A 17,544-nucleotide genomic window follows, 5' to 3' on the forward strand; every position below is an offset into this window, starting at 1 on the left:
CAGCTCCACCAAAAATAAAGGCTCCTGCAAGGGAGCCTTTATTGATTTTACTATTTTTCGTTGATGTCCTTCCAGTAGGGATAGACCTTGTATTCGTTGAGAGGAAGTTTGTCTAGATAGTCGGCAGCCTCCCATTTCGTGAGTGTCTTGCCATTGAGCTTGCTCTCTGTGATTTCTCCGTCCAAATCCTTCATCGAGAAGCGTTCCACCACCTGACTGCCCTTGATGGCATAGAGCTTGGTGGTTCTGAAGCTACCGTCTTCACTGGTTATCTTCACATATCCCTTGCCATTACCCTGGTAGAAGGCAATACCCGTCTTGTCGTCCTCTATAGCAACCAGTTGGGGTTTCCCGTCCTTGAAGGTGAAGACAGCTCCATGATTGTCGTCATCAGAACGCATCCATATCTCCTCGATATTGTCTTCGTCGAGATAGAGGAACTGGTACTTGTCTAACGAACCTTTCGAACTGCTGGCGAAGAGTTTCTTCAACTGGGCGATGTCCTTCTTCCAGAGCGGTGTCGACTCATCGATCAAACGGTGGTAGCACTCATACTCTGTCTGGGTGAGCTGACCGTCACGAACACGGAAGATACCGACGGTAGAACTCTCTGGGGCACCGTGCTCATAGCAGAGCTCCAGACCGTCAGGACCCTCGAAGGCAGCACAGATACTGGTGGGACAGTATTCACCACCGTCATCGGCATTCCATGTGCAGTAGCCTCCCTCCGTCTCGTAGTAGCCTAACTCCTCGAAGGCATAGACCTTATCACCGTCAGCAACGATCTCCAGAGCCAGTGCCTTCTTATAGTCACGGTCCTTGTCCTTGGGGGCATTCTTGAACTCGCCATTGAACTGGATGAAGCCCTGTGTATAGCGACCGTCAATCGTCGAGCAGATCATGGAGCGACCAGCCTTCATACCGTATTTCTCCTCCATCTGTTTGATGACAGCCTTAGGCATGGGCTTCACGTTCTTCGGAATCTCTATCTTCAGCACCTTACGTGTCTTCAGGTAGTCCTGATGGACGATGATATAGAACTCACCATATTCGTAATCGCGCTTGGGCGCATCCTTCGGATTGACGAGGGCATACTTCAGACCAGGGGAGGGGATAGCGGGGCGACTGTGCAGTTCACCGCCATACATCACCTCTCCGTCGGGATTCTTAAGCAGTTCACCGATATATTTGATGTCCACCCATTTGTTGTCGTCCACCAGCATCTTCGTATAGCCTGCGGCATTACGGCGTGACATCTCCTGCAGTGACCAACTGGCATACATGCCGTCGAAGTACTCGGCATTGTCCTTGTCCTTCTTCGGTTCCTCCACGCCTGTCCAGTAGATAGTCTGCATATAGGAGGGATTCATATAATAGAGGAACATGGGCAGGGGTGTGGTGTCCTGTTGTTCCACACTGGCAGCAGAGTCGCTGACGGCTGTGGAGTCGGCATCTGTCTCACCGGCAGCCTGTCCCTTGTTCTTGCAGCTGATCATAGCAACTGCTACGCAAAAAGCGAATAATACAATTTTTCTCATAGTCTATAGGCTTTCAGTTCCTAATTGTGGAGATTGCTCCCACAACTCCTCAGATATCTTATCTTGCCATCTCACGTATTCTTCTGTCAATCTCCTGGGCCAGTGCTCGATTGGAATCTGACAGTCCCTTAATTGATAGTATGTCTCCCTTGATATAGGCAAGCTGATGTGGTGTAAGGTCTCCTTTGTCAATTTCATCACGAAGTACATTGAAAAGATAAGTGATGTCGTCCTGGCTGACGTGGAAGTTCCACTTGCATGCCTCGTCGATGGTGACGGGTTTGGCATGTACGTTGTCGCTCTTGTCGAAGCAGAAATACTCTACCTCGGGGAAGTTCTGCTTCATCAGCTCCATCTTATGGATATTGTTGCCAAACGACTCTATCATATAGGGGATATGAATGAAACGTCCGTTCTTCTTGCCCCTTTCCACAGAGTTCTTGAAACAGTTGCGGATGGTGTTGTAGACGGCAATAAGCCGTATCTCTTTCATCCCGTAACGCTCTGCCTTCTTGATGGCGCCAGCCAGTTTCTTGTAAGAGTTGAAAGCAGCGTCATATACCAGTCCTGTCTCAGAGAAGTCCATCTCCTTGGCAGCAGTACTCTTGCCACTTGCTGAAGGACCTGTGAAGATGACAAACTGTGTCTTGCCGGCATCTACGGCACGCTGGAGCATCACACTATAGAGTGAGTCCACCAGGTATCTCTCCGCATCGCGGTAATAGACGGTGTTGGAACCACCGTCATAGCCGATGGGCTTGAACAACAGACGCATCTCGTCAGGGTCAATCTTGTTACCTGCCGTCACGAGGTACTTGTCGATGAGCTCCGTGGTGTGAGCCATCGCCCAGGCTTTCGCCTCCTCATTGATGAGCATGGGCTGTGACGCCTCTGTTGATGACGTTGCTTTCTGTTGGGTCTTACATCCTGTAAAAACCGTAAAAGTGGTTGCCATCATGACGATGGCAGCCACTTTTGTTATCTGAAACTTGATGTTCATCTTTAATTTCTGTAATTGTGGAGTAATTCCTCTACACGCTTATTGATTTCCTCTGCCAGCTTCTTGTTTCTTGAGCTCAGGTTAGGAATGGAAGAGAGGTCGCCGACGAGAGAGGGAAGCTGCTGCTCCCAGAGCTCTCCGCTGTTGACAACATCAAGCAGGACAGACAGCATCTGGTTGACTTCCTCTTCCGATACGTCATAGTCCCATTTCTTGGCATCCTCAACACTCACCTTCACAGGACCGTTGTTGCCCTCGCATGTAACAGGGATAATGGTAATCTCAGGATGCTGTTTCTGCAACCACTCAATCTTACCCTTGTTATCCTCGAAAGACTGGTACATATAGTCGATGGTGCAGAAACGGTTGGTGTTCTGACCACGGTTGATGGAGTTCTTGAAACATGTCAGGATGTCGTTATAGACCAGCATGACGGTGATCTTATCAAGACCTTTCGCCTTGGCACGCTGGATGACATTCTCCAGACGCTGGGTACCGCCAGAGAGTGCGGCGTCATAAACCAATCCCTCGTTCTTGAGGTTCAGTTTACGGGCGGCAGTACTCTTGCCACTGGCTGGAGCACCGGTGATGATGGTCATGGTGTTCTTGCCAGCACGTGCCGCTCTGTCGAGCATGACGGTATATAACTCGTCAACCACCATTTTCTCTGCGTCACGATAGGCTGTGACATTACCACCATAGTAACCGATAGGCTGGAATACCTGACGGAACTCATCGGGATCAAGCTTGTTACCGGCGGTGGCAAGATACTTGTCGATAAGCAACTGTGTACGGGGCTTTGCCCATGCGGTGGCATCTGCGTTCAGCAGGGTAGGCTGGGGAGCCTCGATGGTATAACGGGAAGGATACTTGTTGATGCGGTTGTGACGACGGATGTCCATCAGCTTATCCATGAAGAAATAGCTGTCGCCAGGCATCTGATAGCGGGCGTTACCGTTAGGATCCGGCTTGAAGAGCATCTCCGACATCTCCCCCTTGTCGATGAAGGTCACCCATCCACGGGGAGAGAGGTGATAGGCGTTGTCGCCGAGGACAGCCTGTACAAGACAGTTGGTGTCCCACATACGCTGACCAGTGTCACAGGTGTAGTTGGTATACACTGCCTTGATGGGGTTCCAGTCTGTATAGGAGAGGTCTGCTACCACGTCCTGTGGCAGATAGTTCATCTTGTCACCGATGTTACTGGGTGACATGATAAGGTCAACTTTCTCAGGGAGCTTGCTGTAGAAAATAGCCGACTGCTTGGAGGCGGCACGCATGTTGTAACCGCTGAGGCTGTCACCAGCCTCGAAACGTCCTGACTGGATGTACACTGCCTTCACCTTCTGCTTGAAGAGCTCCAGACCACTGAGGTTGGAATACTCGTCACCGCCAGACTCAAAGAGCTGGGAGAGGGTTGTGGCGAAGCCGATGGCGACAATCACGATGGAGTTGTCCTCAGCTTTGCTGAGCAGTCTACGATAGAGCTTATAGCCGTCAGGCAGTTTCTTGGTGTCAAGGGTACGCTTGAAGAGGGGGTTGCCCTGTGCGTCCTTGAGGTCGCAGATACCATTATAAGGGATAAAGCAACGAGGGTTCTTCACACCGTTGCGCTCCAGTCCTACAGGGATGTCGGGGTGTCCGTAATAGTTGTTGAAGATATCCACGATACCTGCGTTCTTGTCACCCTCACGGTCAACGATGATACCTTTCAGGTCTACCAGTCCGTCATCAATATAATGATGGAGCATCATCAGGGCGAAGAGGTCGTCCGTAGAACTTCCGAAGTCGGAGTCCAGAATCATCTGGATAGGCTGTGCCTTCTTCTGTTGCTGGCAGTCAGCAGACTGAGCCTGTATGCCCACGAAGGCACACAGACTCAGGATGATGGATAATGTGATTTTTCTCATTATGCCTCAGTATTATTAGTTGTAGTAGGTGCGGCGGGCTCTGCGGGAGCTACAGGAGCAGCTTGCGGAGCAGTCTTGTTACCAGCCTTGGCAGCCAGTTCCTTCAGTTTATCCTTACCCTTGAAGGCGAATACCCATACGAGGAAGGCACCGATAGCCAACAGGCAGATAGAGAGGAGAGGTCTGTAGAACAGCCATGCAAGGGCAATGATGATGAGTGACCAGAAGATACCCAGGATGGTGCATACGATATTGACACCGAAGCCGATGATGTTGGCAATGAAGGGAACGACCTTCAGGATCATGGTCAGGAAACCGAAGATAGACTTGAAGGCGGAGATAACCAGCAGGATACCTACGATACGCAGGATCCAGGTCCATGTGGAGTTGGCGTCCTGGGCATCCTCGATGATCTCATCACCTGTCTTCTTACCCATCACGAGGGTCTCGAAACGCTTACCGTTCTTAGCCTTGAAGGGCTTGAAGGTGTCACCGTCAACAACAGCCATCACTGTCACCTTGGCGGGAACGACTTTCTCGAAGGTCACGCGGACATCACCAACCTCAGGAGAGCCGGGAACACGTCCGAAGTAGAGGACGTTACCAGCCTGGTGGATATACTCCAGGTCTTTCTTGTTCTCAGCATTAGCCATAGCCTTGTTGATGGAGTCATTGACAGCCTGCAGAGAGTCTGCGACAGCCTTGGCGGAATCAGAGAGCACCACTGTCTGTGCGGGTTGTGCGGACTGAGCGGGTTGGGTAGGCTGCTTCACACCATAGAAACGCTCGTAAGCGGTCTTGGTAGCCTTGTCGAACTGTGTCAGCAGGTCCTCGCTGATGGCGAGATCCATTGCCTCCTTGGAGGAGATACTGTGGATGAGGCTCTCGCTGAGCTTATAAGCTCCCCAGCTAACGTTCTCTGCCCATTGCTCCTGGTCTTCATAAGTCGTCAGGACGGTGTTCAGCTTCTGATAAGCGGGATCCTTGAACTGTGCGGACTCTACTGGTCTGCTCACCCATTCTTTACTATAGGTGTAGGTCGTGGTGGTCACTTCCTTACCACCCAGTTTGTCCTCTTTCTCCTCAGAAGCGTGCTCTATCCACTGGTAGTATTCTACTTTACGCTTCAAAGAGATAGCCTTGGCACCAATGCCGAACTGGTTGTCTGACAGTGAGTCTTCTGTGGTTGCCATAGCGGTACCGCAGATCAGTTCACCGTCCAGTGAGGCGTCTTTCTTGTCTGGGTTAGGCATCTCTACATAGGCACTTCCTGCCTCCTCGAGCATCTTAGCCGTTTTCACTGCACGTCCCTCATTCCACCACAGCAATGCTGTAGCGGCAATCAGCAAGACGAAGCCTGTACCAATACTCTTGAACGAGTTACCCACACGGGTTCCATACCCTGTGGTTGTCACTTCTTGATAAGCCATAATACTTTCTCTTTTTTAATGAATTAATGATTTAGATATAATATTTAATGTTTAAAGTTTCGTCTATCTGACTGCAAAAGTAATAAATTTTTCTTAACGATGGACTATTTTTTAACTAAAATGTTGTTTTGGTGTTAATTTTTTTGTGCAGTGTACCCTTCCTGACAGCGTTTCGTGTAGAAATCACGGAAGTCCGTCCATTTATAATAAGGTGCCTGGGTGGTGGGTACGGGCAGCTTCGCCTCCTCTCCGTTGAGCAGGCATTTCACGAGGATGTCGTTACGTCCTTGTTTGCCACGATAGAACACCAGTTGGATGTTACATGCCTTACAGGTCTCCCAGTTCTGATAGCAGTTCTTGACCTCATAGGGATCCTCTGGGTCGAGGTCGGCGCCATTGATACCCATCAGGACAGTCAGCGGTCCGATGAAGGAGTCGTGTCCGAAACGGAGGTCTGCGAGATGGTCGCTGCTGCCGGCAAATACGGCATCGGCTTTCTCGAGGATGTCCTGCAGAATGGGGATGACCACATACTTATCAGAGAATACCCAGGAGTAGGAGCCGAGGTTGGATGCCTCCCACTGCCCGGCAATCTCCTCGTCAGTGACCAGGTTGCCCATCATCCCTTCGTAGTTGATGCTGGGCAGTGTCTTATAGAAGTCGATGAGGACATAGGCGTTCTTGTGATTGTCGCCTGGCAGTCCCTCCGTACTGGTGAATGTCCTTGCCAGCACCTTGTCCACCAACGTGTTCTCGCTCTTGAACTGGCTCCGGTTCTTCTCATAACGGGGCTTCGCCTTGGGGAAATCACGCTTGTGGGGATTCTGACGGTCGTTAGGGACAACGGCGTCAAGGGTGAAACGGGAGGACTGCTCGCGGATCTCTATCTTGGGGTTACACTGCACCAGCTCTTGGCAGAATGCTGCCATGCTCAGTACACAACGTCCGGAGAGGGAGGAGACGGCAAGGACGTTACCTCCTTTCTTGAAGACATCGGTAAACTGGTTGTACATCCTGCGGGCGATACCCTGGTGCTGCTCCCATCCTAACTGGGTCAGTTCTCCGACACCTGTCATCAACTCGTCCTTGACAGCCTCGAACTGCTGGTAGAAGGTCTCTGCCTCTGGGGTCAGCAACTGCTTCTCATGGGCAGTCGTCAACAGGGTGTCCAGGTCTTTGTATAGTTTGGAACTCCAGTTGTAACGTGACCCATGACGACCGTAATGGCTGATGTAAAATGGTTTGTAACCTTTTGGCGCCTTGGTGTCGACGGCGTTGGTGAACAGATAGGGGAGGTCGTTGCCATAGGCTTTCCTCGGATTCGCCTTCAACTGACTCATCACGTCAGCACCTTGTGCCCATGTCGTCAGGACCATCAGTCCCGAGAGTACTAGCATGTTTAGTCTTTTCATATCTTTTTGACGGTTTGATTGATCTGGTGCAAAATTACACATTTTTCTTTTCATATCCGCAAAAATTTGGTTTTTTCTATAAGATGATGTACCTTTGCATCTTGATATGAGACGGATATTATTTTGCGAGTTATGCCCTTTCACTTACCGCTTGTCGATGGAGAAAGAGATTATGAAGCGTCATCTGAGGGACTTCCTCGGGAAGACGTGTTTTGCTAAAGTGCGTACGGAGGAGTCTTTACCGGTTCTTGTCTATAGTCATAAGTCCCTGATACGCAGACGCTTGGGGAATGTCAATATGCAACTGCAGGAAAACAAAGCGGTGAACCTTGCTTTGGCGGTGAAGCAGATCGACGGTCTGCTGGTGCGTCCGGGGGAGACTTTCTCTGTCTGGAGACAGGTCGGACGTACCACGAAACGGAAGGGGTATAAGGAGGGACTGACTATTGCCAAGGGACAACCGTCACAGGGTATCGGGGGTGGTCTGTGCCAGCTGTCTAACCTCATCCATTGGATGGTGCTGCATAGTGACCTTACAATCACGGAGCATCATCATCATGACGGCTTGGACCTCTTCCCTGACTTTGGCAGACAGATTCCCTTCGGCACAGGAACTAGTATCTCGTATAACTATATCGACTATCGGGTGAAGAACGAGACAGACAACACGTACCAGCTCCATCTATGGGTGGACGGGGAGTATCTCTGTGGGGAACTACGTGCCTCTGTGGCTCTGCAGCATACGTTCCATATCCATGTGGAGAACGAGAGCTTCGATAGGGAAGGGGATGTCGTCTACCGTAACGGACAGGTCTATAGGGATGTCTTCGACCGGGTCACTGGCAACTGCATTGAGAAACAACTCATCCGCACGAATCATGCTAAGGTGATGTACGACTATCCTCCTACAAAATAGTCTCCATTCCCGTCTTTTGTACTTTCATCCCCATACTCTTGTAAAAACTGTATGCGGGGTCATTACCCTCCCAGACGTTGAGGGTGATGTTATAGCAGCCGATAGACTTGGCGTAGTCCCGGACATACTCGTATAATGCTTGTCCGATGTGCTTGCCCCGTACGACCTCATCGACACAGATGTCATCAATATACAGGGTCTTGATGTCTTGCAACAGTCTGTGGTTCCTGACCTCGGTAATCTGACAGAAGGCGTGTCCTAACACCTCTCCGTCGTCATAGACGAAGATGGGCTTGTCATCGTCTTCAAGGATGTGCTCCAGTGCTTGCTCGTCATACTTTGGGGTGTTCGACTTAAACAGGTCGGGTCGTATACCGCTATGGACGGCATCGACTTGATAGAGTAGCTTGAGCAGTCCCTTGATGTCTCTTTTCTCTGCTTTCCTTATCATCGTTCTAGTTTTTATTGTTGTTCCAGGCTGCAAAATTACGAAAATTTCGGATAAGTGAGGACAAAGGATTTAATTTTCTTTTGGAGAACGCAAGAAATACAGCCTCTTTTCTTACCGATTAAAGCCTCTTTTCCTACCGAGAAACTACCCTGAAATATGAAGGCGGCACCTCCTGCCCTTGAAGGTGCCGCCTTCGACCCTTGAAGGTGCCGCCTTCGACCCGAGGAAGCGGCACCTTCAAGGGCAGGAAGTGCCGCCTTCGTAAAGCCCCCTCTTAGTTGCTTTTTATTCCGATATCTCCTATCTCAGTAAATTCACTGAATTTGGTGAGTAAATTCACTGAATTTACTGAGTAAACACACTGAATTTACTTTCATAGGAGATATTTCTTTATATTCGTTGTCACCGTTGTCACCTCGTTGTTACCCGCAACCGTCTGATTACCAAACAGTTTTGCAAGGCGGCAACGGTGACAAGGGTTTTAAAAATTATATGGGGGAGAAAACCGGTGATTTTCGATAATACCCCTAACCTCCCACTAAAAATGCCGCAAACCTCGATAAATAAAGGGCGCAAGACCAGTGGGAGGTTGTCTGAACCTCCCACTAACCTCCAACTCATCACCCACTATGTTAGAGGTTAGTTGGAGGTTAGTTAGAGGTTAGAGTAACCTCCAACTGCCCGCAAACGCCCTGTACATCGGCATTTCAGAAGAAATCAGTTGGAGGTTAGAGGTTTTTTATAAAATAGATTTCTATTCAAATTTAAGTTTTGGTAATGCGTTTACGATATCTACTGTCTGCACAGAAACGTTAATCACAGAGAGCAGAAGGTCAAGAATATAGCGAGGCGATAGCCGATTTGCCATTCACAATGTATTCGGATGACAGGTACCAGTCCCTTGCTAAACATACACGCCATTATGAGAACGTGCCATTTGAGGTGCCGGAAGGATGGGAGTGGACTGTAATAGAAGATGTCACTGTAAACCGTGATGCAGAACGCATACCGCTTTCTCTGGCTGTGAGAAAAAAGCAGCAAAACAAGGTCTATGATTATTATGGGGCTGCAGGAGTTATAGACAAAGTAGAAAACTATCTTTTCGATGAACGCTTACTCCTTATTGGCGAAGATGGGGCGAACCTTCTTTCGCGAAGCAAGAATAACGCATTCTTTGCAGAAGGAAAATATTGGGTAAATAATCATGCCCACGTTTTGGATTGTCCAAGTAAATCCGTATTGGATTATGTCGCTTTTGTTGTCAATTCGATGTCGTTGGATGACTATATTACAGGTTCTGCTCAACCAAAGCTGACCCAAGACAATTTGAATAAGATATTAATTCCGTTACCTCCAGAGAAAGAGCAACATAGAATTATTGAATCCGTCAATGATTATTTCTCCTATATATCGTTACTTGAAGACGAAATAGAAGAAATGAATTCTTTTGTACAGAAAGCTAAATCCAAGATTCTTGATCTCGCCATCCACGGGAAACTTGTGCCACAAGACCCGAATGACGAGCCTGCTATTGAACTATTAAAGCGCATAAATCCCAAGTTTACTCCTTGTGATAACGGGCATTATGAGAATGTGCCCGATTCCTGGTTCAAAGTTCCCCTTGGAAATATCTGCACTCTGAATGAAGGTGAGCCTATTACTGATAAGGAATATCCTTATATTGATGTCAAAGGATTAAGGACAGGCAACTATGCCTCAAAACAATCAGGGAAGTACGTGCCAGCAGGTACAACGTTGATTCTTGTTGATGGGGAGAACTCTGGAGAGGTATTTCACACTCCAGAGGAAGGCTATCAAGGAAGTACAATGAAAGTGCTTGACATTAATAACAGCATGAATGTTCAGTATGTTCTCTTTTTCGTAAAGCTTTATCAAAAGGCATTAAGAGAAAATAAGGTTGGCTCTGCCATCCCACATTTGAACAAAAAAATGTTCCGTGAATTGGTTATTCCAGTTCCCCCAATAGAAGAACAAGAAAGAATAGTTGAAGCAATTGAGCAATATTATCGTATATTGGATGACATCAGTGCCAATCTATAATTCGGCACTGATGTCATCAAGGATTTGGAATAGATCGTTTACCTTATTTATTATACGTTCTTGTTCTGGGCGAGGAGGTACAGGAAATACCATATCTTCAATAATCTTCGTTGAAACGCGCTGTTGTCCAACTACTCCATTGAATGTTCCAACACATTGGGATATGAAATAGTCTGATTTAAAAAAGAATAGTCCGTAAAGAGGATACACATAATCTGAGCGAAAGACATTAAGTTCCGTTGTTCCTGCCCCAATTCCATTTGGCAAACCTACAATAACGGCAGATTTTCGATTTTCAAGACAAGGTGATATCTTGGCGACTACAACATCGCCATCTTCAAAATGAGTGTATCCTTTTTTGATACTTCCCCAAGTCCTTGGTTCAAAACTAAAGCTATTATTGAATGAATCATGAATGTTCGACATTGGGACAAAACCTGCGTCTAAGCCATCATCTGCCTTTGTCTTGGGATTAATTCTAAACACGTCCTTAACCTTACAAACAGTCCATTCTTCCGGCACATTCTCATAATGCCCGTTATCACAAGGAGTAAACTTGGGATTTATGCGCTTCAAGAGCTCAATGGCGGGTTCGTCATTCGGGTCTTGTAGAACAAGTTTGCCGTGAATGGCGAGATCAAGAATTTTGGATTTAGCTTGTGCAATGGACGCTTGCAAATCTTCTTTTGCTGTTTCCAATGTGTCAATCAGTGAGAACCACTTATCAACTGTTGTAACTATGCGAAGTTGTTCCTCGTGCGGTGGTAATGGGAACTGCATATTATCTAATATGCCAATATATAACTCTTTTTGATTTGTAGAGCCTGCAAGATTATCTTCAATGTATGTTTGTCCATAATCTGATGAAAGAAAGGCCAATACGAACTTAGATTCTATTTCTTCAAATGATCGGACAACTGATACATGAGAATCAGGAACAACAAAAGGATAATCACCAAGAACATCACTATGGAATAATCTTGTTCTTCCCACGGTTCCTGTTCCTGTTGAATTAACAAGGATATCCCCATCAATTAATTTGTATTCATCACTCCATTTACTAATCGTTTCAGGATCTAAGAAACGAGCCTTCTCCAGTGAAATATCTCCGTCATACAAATTACATTTTTGAGCAAATACAGGATATTTTCTTTCCTCTGAATACTTTGGAGATTTTCCTCGAGAAAGAAATGAACAAAGTTCGCCTATTGTTGTCCACTCCCATCCTTCTGGCACCTCAAATGGCACGTTCTCATAATGGCGTGTATCAGAAGATTTAGCAGATTTTTTGCTCTGCTTGATCTTTCCTTCTTTAATAAGTCTTTCTTTTTCGGCACGAATACGCTCCAGCAATACGGATGCTGGTTCATCATTCGGGTCTTGTGGCACGAGCTTACCATGAATGGCAAGGTCGAGTATCTTTTGGCGTAGTTTCTTTGTATCCATATCAATCCTCCTTGCTTTCTTCAAACTCAGCAATCCATTCTCTTACTTTTGCTTGCAGCAGAGCCTTGTCGGGTAGATACAACTGATAGGCAGACGCATATATGTTGGCATCTTTTGGTAATGTTAGTTCAACAAGTGCATCGTTCTTACGTTCGCAGAGTAGAATGCCAACAGTTGGTTTCTCAAAATCTTGCTTGACATAACGGTCGTAATAGTTGACATACATCTGCATTTGTCCCAAATCCTGATGTGTTAGTTTATCGGTTTTGAGGTCAATCAGCACGTAGCATTGCAGTAATCGATTGTAAAACACCAGATCTACATAGAAATGCTGTTCGTCAAAAGTGAAACGCTTCTGACGAGCTTCGAATAGGAATCCCTTACCCAGTTCAAGCAGGAACTGTTGCATTTTACTAATGATTGCATTCTCCAGTTTGCTTTCGGAATAAGAAACATCGGGCTTCAGACCAAGAAACTCCAACGTAAGTGGATTCTTTATGATGTCTGATGGCTTCTCTATGGTCTGTCCCTCCGTAGCCAAACGCATCACTTCGTTCTTATCACGGCTCAGTGCCAACCTTTCATACAGGCTGCTACCCACTTGCCTACTTAGCTGGCGTACACTCCATTGCTGCTGTGCACATTCTATCTCATAGAAACTGCGGGCATCGGGATTGTCAATGCGCATAAGAATAAGGTAGTGGGACCAGGAAAGAGTAAATGACTGTTTGTTCTCAGATTCCCGAAACGGTGTTTCGGAATTTGCAGGAGTATGATTGCTGGAATTGGGTAAACACTGTTTTTCGTTTTTGTCTTGAATTGGGTCCACACCGTTGACCGAATCATTTCTTGTAGGTTGATCCAATTGGGTCCACACTGTAGACCCAATCTTATCGTCCTTATATGTCAAATAGAAAAAGCGACACTTTTTCAAAGTTTCGACAGACCAACCTTCTCCGTACTTGTCAGTCAATCTGGTTGATAGATTTTTCAAAACTGCCTTACCATATTGAGCGCGTTGTTCTCCTTGCTGTTCGTCCTCAACAATATAATGTCCAACACCATAATAGGTGTAAACCATTGTTGTGTCAATAGCGGTCTTAACCCTTTTGCGGGCAAAGTCTATCAATGCGGATATGCGCTCAAAAAGAGCATCTTCCCTTAACTGTATATCATTCATGCTTAATCCTCCTTGATATTTGACATTAACTCTTGCAGCTTTGCCACGGCCTTGCCGATATTGTCACTCTTCTGTTGGATGGTCTGCATCAATTCTGCCAATGTCATGTCATCATCGTCGTTGGTCTGCTTGATCCAGGAAATATCAAGGCTGGTCTTGTCGCGCTTCAGCAGTTCCGAAACGGGGTATTTGCGCCAACGACCATTAGGATTATCTTCACTATATGTTTCCTTTCGCAGACTGATGTCCTCAGCATGATAGCAAGAAATGAAGTCATCCAGATGGTGGCGCATCATAGGCTTGGTTGCCAATGTGTGCTTGATGCCTGTACGGTAGTCGTAGAACCATACATCTTTTGTCTGCTCACCTTTCTTGAAGAAAAGTACATTGGCTTTCACACCTTGGGCATAGAAGATACCTGTAGGGAGGCGAAGTATGGTATGCAGGTTGAAGTTCTTCAACATTTCCTTGCGGATAGTCTCACCGGCACCACCTTCAAAGAGCACGTTGTCGGGAAGGACAACGGCTGCACGTCCGCTGTTCTTCAGCATAACCATGATGTGTTGGAGGAAATTGAGCTGGTTGTTCTTCGTCTCTACATAGAAGTCGGGACGGTCAATGTCAACACTTCCTGCCGGACGGGTACCAAAAGGAGGATTGGCAAGGATGACATCTACCAACTTTTGCGGTTGCTTCTCCAAGGAGTCTTCACAGAGAATTGGGCTACGGTCAGTACCGATGCCATGAAGATAGAGGTTCATGGAGGCAAGCGTTACCACCAATGCGGTATTATCATAACCTAACAAGGCATGTTCACGTAGGAAATCTCGTTTAGCTTTATCCTGCGACTGGTTCTTCATGTAGTCGTAAGCAGCCAGAAGAAATCCACCTGTACCACAGGCTGGGTCGCATACTGTTTCGCCGATTTGAGGACGGGTGACATCCACCATTGCAGAAATCAAAGAACGAGGTGTAAAGTACTGTCCCGCACCGCTCTTCTTGTCCTGACCATTCTTTTCAAGGATGCTTTCATAGATGGCACCTTTGACATCACCATCCATCACCAGCCACTGCTCTTCATCAATCAGCGTGATAACTTTGCGAAGATAAACGGGCTTGTCAATCTTATTTTGCGCCTTGACGAAGATAGTGCCAATAAGATTCTCTTCTTCTGACAGCTTCTTAAGTGTCTCTTCATACTGATTGATAAGGTCAAGACCATCCAGTTCAATAAGGTCTTTCCAGCGGTAACCCTCAGGGATGGCAGAGTCTTCGCCAAAGGTCTCTACATTCTCATCGTCCATCTTCAGGAAGAGGAGATAAGTGAGCTGGGTGATATAATCCGTAAAGCCGATACCTTGACCCGAAAGGGTTGTTGCCAACGTCCACACTTTCTTGGTAAGTGATGTCTCTTTATTTGTTGCCATATCTATAATTAAGCTGTTTTTCTATATAATAAGAATTTCGATAAAGAGGCAAGAGCCTCGTCTGCCAGTGACTTTCCACCAAAGGCTTTGATGAGTTGTGCTGCTCGCGTCTTGTCATCGTCAATAATATCCTTGATGGTGCAAGCGCCATTGGAGGCGATGTAGTCAACAATCTGACGGATGATGGTTATCTGTGATTCCGTCACAGTACGCTGCACCTGTCCATACCACAGGTTGAAACGCTGCTGTGCTGAAGGATACAAACTCTCAAGGGTTTCAATCTGATGGTTGGCGAAACGAACCAATTGGATGATATTAGTCAGAGCTTCTTTCTCCTCTTTGGTGCTGTGTTTCTTGACAGATTGCGGATTGACTATCGTGTAGCAGTTCCACAGACGCGAAGTCTGGAATTTGTTGTTCGCCAGTTTCAGCTTGTTTTCCAAGTCCTTCAATGAGGCATAAGTCAATGGTTCTCCGTCGTTATTGTAGATTATACGTAGAGCCTCAATCTCGTCCTGATGTTCGTCACAATACTTTTCAAAAGCAGAGGTCACTTCTTTGGCTTCCTCCTCGGAGAAACCTTTGGAGATAAGCTGGTCTTCCCCTGGCATCAATGTCTCAATGAAGCCAGCTGCAAGGATGAGCAGGTATTGTCGTGCCTCTGGATGATGTGTCAGCGGAGCTACCAATCCCTTTCGTTCAAGGTTTGGCTCATCAATACTTTCGTATGGAGGCAGTTCGTTCTTTTCCAATGCATCAAAGATGGCAGCAGAGATTTCCTGCATTCCGCTATATGCTAACTTCAGGAATTCTTCCCTTTGCTTTTCCGTACATTTATTATTGATACGGGCAAGCTTTGCAGCGATCAAACGCAGATAGTCGTCGTTGACATTTCCATGTGTCAGCAGTTCCAATAAACGTTTGAGCGTGATGGTCTGTACGGGTTCCCCTTCTCCTGGACTCGTTGTTGTCTTTGGGCTTTCTGTCACGCCCACGGCATCAACAAGGAAGAAGCAGTCTTTGCTAAAGGCGTTTGGTGTGACGTTGCGTAACTGGTCATCGCCTATGGTGCGGACGCCACGACCTTTCATCTGGATATACAGTGGTTCGGAAGCAACGTCGCGCATGAATATCAGCACTTCAAGCGGCTTTACATCCGTTCCTGTAGCCACAAGCGTACAAGTCACAGCTATACGAAACTCCTTATCATTGCGGAACTGGCGTATCAACTCGTTACTGTCACCAGCGGAATAGGTTATCTTCTGCACGAACTTTTCATCTGTACGACCAAACACATCTTTGGCGATACGCACTATATTGTTGGCATGTATCTCGTTCAAAGCAAAGATAAGCGTCTTGGGTAGATAGTCCATGTTCGGTTCACGCTGAGGGTCGGTGAACATTTCCGTATAGACAGCATCTCGATATGTTTCAAGCACCAACTTGATTTGAGCCGGATTGATGACGCTTCGGTTCAATTCCTCCTTGGTATAGTTCTTGGTCTCTTCGTTGCGAACGGTTTCTACCTTTCCTGTGTAGCGTGTTTCGCGCTTCAGTTTGTCGCCCTTCAAGATAGCACCGCCGTTTTCTGTCGCTTCGGTCTTGATACGATATATACGGGCATCCACATTCACACCATCTACGATAGACTGTTCAAGAGTATAGTTTACAACGATGTTGTTATTGAAAAATGCTTTCGTCTCTGGCACTGGTGTTGCAGTCAAGCCAATGAGTTTGGCAGTATTGAAGTATTCCAACACCTTCTTCCAGTTGCCATAGATGGAGCGATGGCATTCGTCAATGATAATTAAGTCGAAGAAATCGGGTGGCAAGGTCATAGTTCCTGATAACTGTACCTCACTCGTGGTGGTATCTTCATCGTCATCATCATTATCCACGATTTCCTGTCCTGTAAGGAGAGAGAATAGACGTTGTATCGTCGAGATGACCACATTGCTATCGGATGGAACTTTGGCTGATTTCAGGCGATTGACTGTATAGATAGTATTGAATGGATCGCCATTCTCCGTTAGGCGGAACATGCCAAACTCTCCCTCTGCTTGTTTCCCTAAGTTATTCCGATCCACCAAGAACAATATACGTTTCATCGGCGTATAGGCAAGTAAACGATATGCAGCCAAACATGCAGTATAGGTTTTTCCTGCACCTGTCGCTAAGACAATGAGTGCACGATTCTGACCAGCTCTGAAACTACTCTCAAGTTCGGTAATCGCTTCATACTGACAATCACGCAAGCCTTTTTTCTTCAGTGTGGGTAAACCAGCAAACGGGTCTTCTATACCTAACATCTTGACGATTTCCTTCGGCGTGTGAATTCTGTTTGTCTCTTCCAAATCAGATTCCTCTATACGACAATCGCGGAAATATGTTTCTTCACCATTAGATACATAAATAAATGGAAGCGGACGAGCATATGCCTGATAGCACTTGGGTACGTAACGGGTATATCTGATAGCTTGGTCACATACGATATCCGAGGCGACATTCACTTCTTTACGTTTTGCCTCTAATACACCAACAGCCTTTCCATTAACGAATAAAAAATAATCAGCCTCACGATTGCCTTCTAATAATCCTTCACGAATGGCAGCAGCCGTAATGGTGGGCGAATAGAAATCTCTATCCACAACTTTCCAACCAGCATCATCAAACATCTGGTCTATCTTAACCCTTGCTTTTTCTTCTGGTGTCATATATTGGCATTTTTAATATCCTTGGTGTTTCTCAACTTCTGATAAGTATAGATTATCCC

Annotated in this window: 12 protein-coding genes; 2 read left to right on the plus strand and 10 right to left on the minus strand. The window is 46.7% G+C overall.

Annotated elements, in window-relative coordinates:
* Window positions 1-50: 50 nt before the first annotated feature.
* The 5 genes from BM257_RS10695 to BM257_RS10715 form a co-directional block, all read right to left on the minus strand.
* Entirely contained in the window at window positions 51-1,538 is a 1,488-nt protein-coding gene (locus BM257_RS10695; protein WP_143096833.1) for a hypothetical protein, read from the minus strand.
* 58 nt (window positions 1,539-1,596) lie between these two features.
* Window positions 1,597-2,538, minus strand: a complete 942-nt coding sequence (locus BM257_RS10700; protein ID WP_092072232.1) for a P-loop NTPase family protein — start codon at window positions 2,536-2,538, stop codon at window positions 1,597-1,599.
* Between the two features lie 2 nt (window positions 2,539-2,540).
* The gene (locus BM257_RS10705) at window positions 2,541-4,448 is read right to left on the minus strand and encodes a nucleoside hydrolase (RefSeq protein ID WP_092072235.1); all 1,908 of its coding nucleotides are present in this window, start codon (window positions 4,446-4,448) and stop codon (window positions 2,541-2,543) included.
* A complete protein-coding gene (locus BM257_RS10710) occupies window positions 4,448-5,878 on the minus strand; it encodes a TMEM43 family protein (protein ID WP_092072238.1) in 1,431 nt (476 codons plus the stop codon). Before BM257_RS10710 ends, BM257_RS10705 begins: the two co-directional genes overlap by 1 nt.
* Before the next feature lie 134 nt (window positions 5,879-6,012).
* Entirely contained in the window at window positions 6,013-7,290 is a 1,278-nt protein-coding gene (locus BM257_RS10715) for a hypothetical protein (protein WP_092072241.1), read from the minus strand.
* Window positions 7,291-7,396: 106 nt separating this feature from the next.
* Between BM257_RS10715 and BM257_RS10720 the strand changes: the two genes are divergently transcribed.
* On the plus strand, window positions 7,397-8,206 hold the full coding sequence (locus BM257_RS10720) for a VanW family protein (protein ID WP_092072244.1): 810 nt from the start codon (window positions 7,397-7,399) through the stop codon (window positions 8,204-8,206).
* Here the strand turns inward: BM257_RS10720 and BM257_RS10725 are convergent.
* Window positions 8,196-8,657, minus strand: coding sequence for a GNAT family N-acetyltransferase (locus BM257_RS10725; protein ID WP_092072247.1), 462 nt, complete (start codon window positions 8,655-8,657; stop codon window positions 8,196-8,198). The genes BM257_RS10720 and BM257_RS10725 overlap by 11 nt on opposite strands.
* A gap of 930 nt (window positions 8,658-9,587) precedes the next feature.
* Between BM257_RS10725 and BM257_RS10730 the strand changes: the two genes are divergently transcribed.
* Window positions 9,588-10,718 carry a restriction endonuclease subunit S gene (locus BM257_RS10730; protein WP_255405792.1) on the plus strand — a complete coding sequence of 377 codons (1,131 nt, stop codon included), beginning with the start codon at window positions 9,588-9,590 and terminating at the stop codon, window positions 10,716-10,718.
* Here BM257_RS10730 and BM257_RS10735 read toward each other — a convergent pair.
* From BM257_RS10735 to BM257_RS10750, 4 genes are read right to left on the minus strand one after another with little or no spacing between them, the layout of a single operon-like run.
* On the minus strand, window positions 10,713-12,164 hold the full coding sequence (locus tag BM257_RS10735) for a restriction endonuclease subunit S (RefSeq protein ID WP_092072252.1): 1,452 nt from the start codon (window positions 12,162-12,164) through the stop codon (window positions 10,713-10,715). The two genes, BM257_RS10730 and BM257_RS10735, sit on opposite strands and share 6 nt — an antisense overlap.
* A gap of 1 nt (window position 12,165) precedes the next feature.
* Window positions 12,166-13,344 carry a PDDEXK nuclease domain-containing protein gene (locus BM257_RS10740; RefSeq protein ID WP_092072255.1) on the minus strand — a complete coding sequence of 393 codons (1,179 nt, stop codon included), beginning with the start codon at window positions 13,342-13,344 and terminating at the stop codon, window positions 12,166-12,168.
* A gap of 2 nt (window positions 13,345-13,346) precedes the next feature.
* Window positions 13,347-14,771 (minus strand): type I restriction-modification system subunit M, encoded by a 1,425-nt coding sequence (locus BM257_RS10745; RefSeq protein ID WP_092072258.1) that lies wholly within the window; start codon window positions 14,769-14,771, stop codon window positions 13,347-13,349.
* An 8-nt stretch (window positions 14,772-14,779) separates the two neighbouring features.
* Complete coding sequence (locus BM257_RS10750) at window positions 14,780-17,485, minus strand: type I restriction endonuclease subunit R (protein WP_092072261.1); 2,706 nt, start codon at window positions 17,483-17,485, stop codon at window positions 14,780-14,782.
* Between the last annotated feature and the right edge of the window lie 59 nt (window positions 17,486-17,544).

Source organism: Prevotella sp. tf2-5, assembly GCF_900115435.1.
Classification (GTDB): domain Bacteria; phylum Bacteroidota; class Bacteroidia; order Bacteroidales; family Bacteroidaceae; genus Prevotella.

Coding starts and splice junctions, on each gene's coding strand:
- BM257_RS10695 (WP_143096833.1), bottom strand. CDS start 1,538: ATGAGAAAAATTGTATTATTCGCTTTTTGCGTAGCAGTTGCTATGATC.
- BM257_RS10745 (WP_092072258.1), bottom strand. CDS start 14,771: ATGGCAACAAATAAAGAGACATCACTTACCAAGAAAGTGTGGACGTTG.
- BM257_RS10725 (WP_092072247.1), bottom strand. CDS start 8,657: ATGATAAGGAAAGCAGAGAAAAGAGACATCAAGGGACTGCTCAAGCTA.
- BM257_RS10735 (WP_092072252.1), bottom strand. CDS start 12,164: ATGGATACAAAGAAACTACGCCAAAAGATACTCGACCTTGCCATTCAT.
- BM257_RS10710 (WP_092072238.1), bottom strand. CDS start 5,878: ATGGCTTATCAAGAAGTGACAACCACAGGGTATGGAACCCGTGTGGGT.
- BM257_RS10750 (WP_092072261.1), bottom strand. CDS start 17,485: ATGACACCAGAAGAAAAAGCAAGGGTTAAGATAGACCAGATGTTTGAT.
- BM257_RS10705 (WP_092072235.1), bottom strand. CDS start 4,448: ATGAGAAAAATCACATTATCCATCATCCTGAGTCTGTGTGCCTTCGTG.
- BM257_RS10715 (WP_092072241.1), bottom strand. CDS start 7,290: ATGAAAAGACTAAACATGCTAGTACTCTCGGGACTGATGGTCCTGACG.
- BM257_RS10720 (WP_092072244.1), top strand. CDS start 7,397: ATGAGACGGATATTATTTTGCGAGTTATGCCCTTTCACTTACCGCTTG.
- BM257_RS10740 (WP_092072255.1), bottom strand. CDS start 13,344: ATGAATGATATACAGTTAAGGGAAGATGCTCTTTTTGAGCGCATATCC.
- BM257_RS10700 (WP_092072232.1), bottom strand. CDS start 2,538: ATGAACATCAAGTTTCAGATAACAAAAGTGGCTGCCATCGTCATGATG.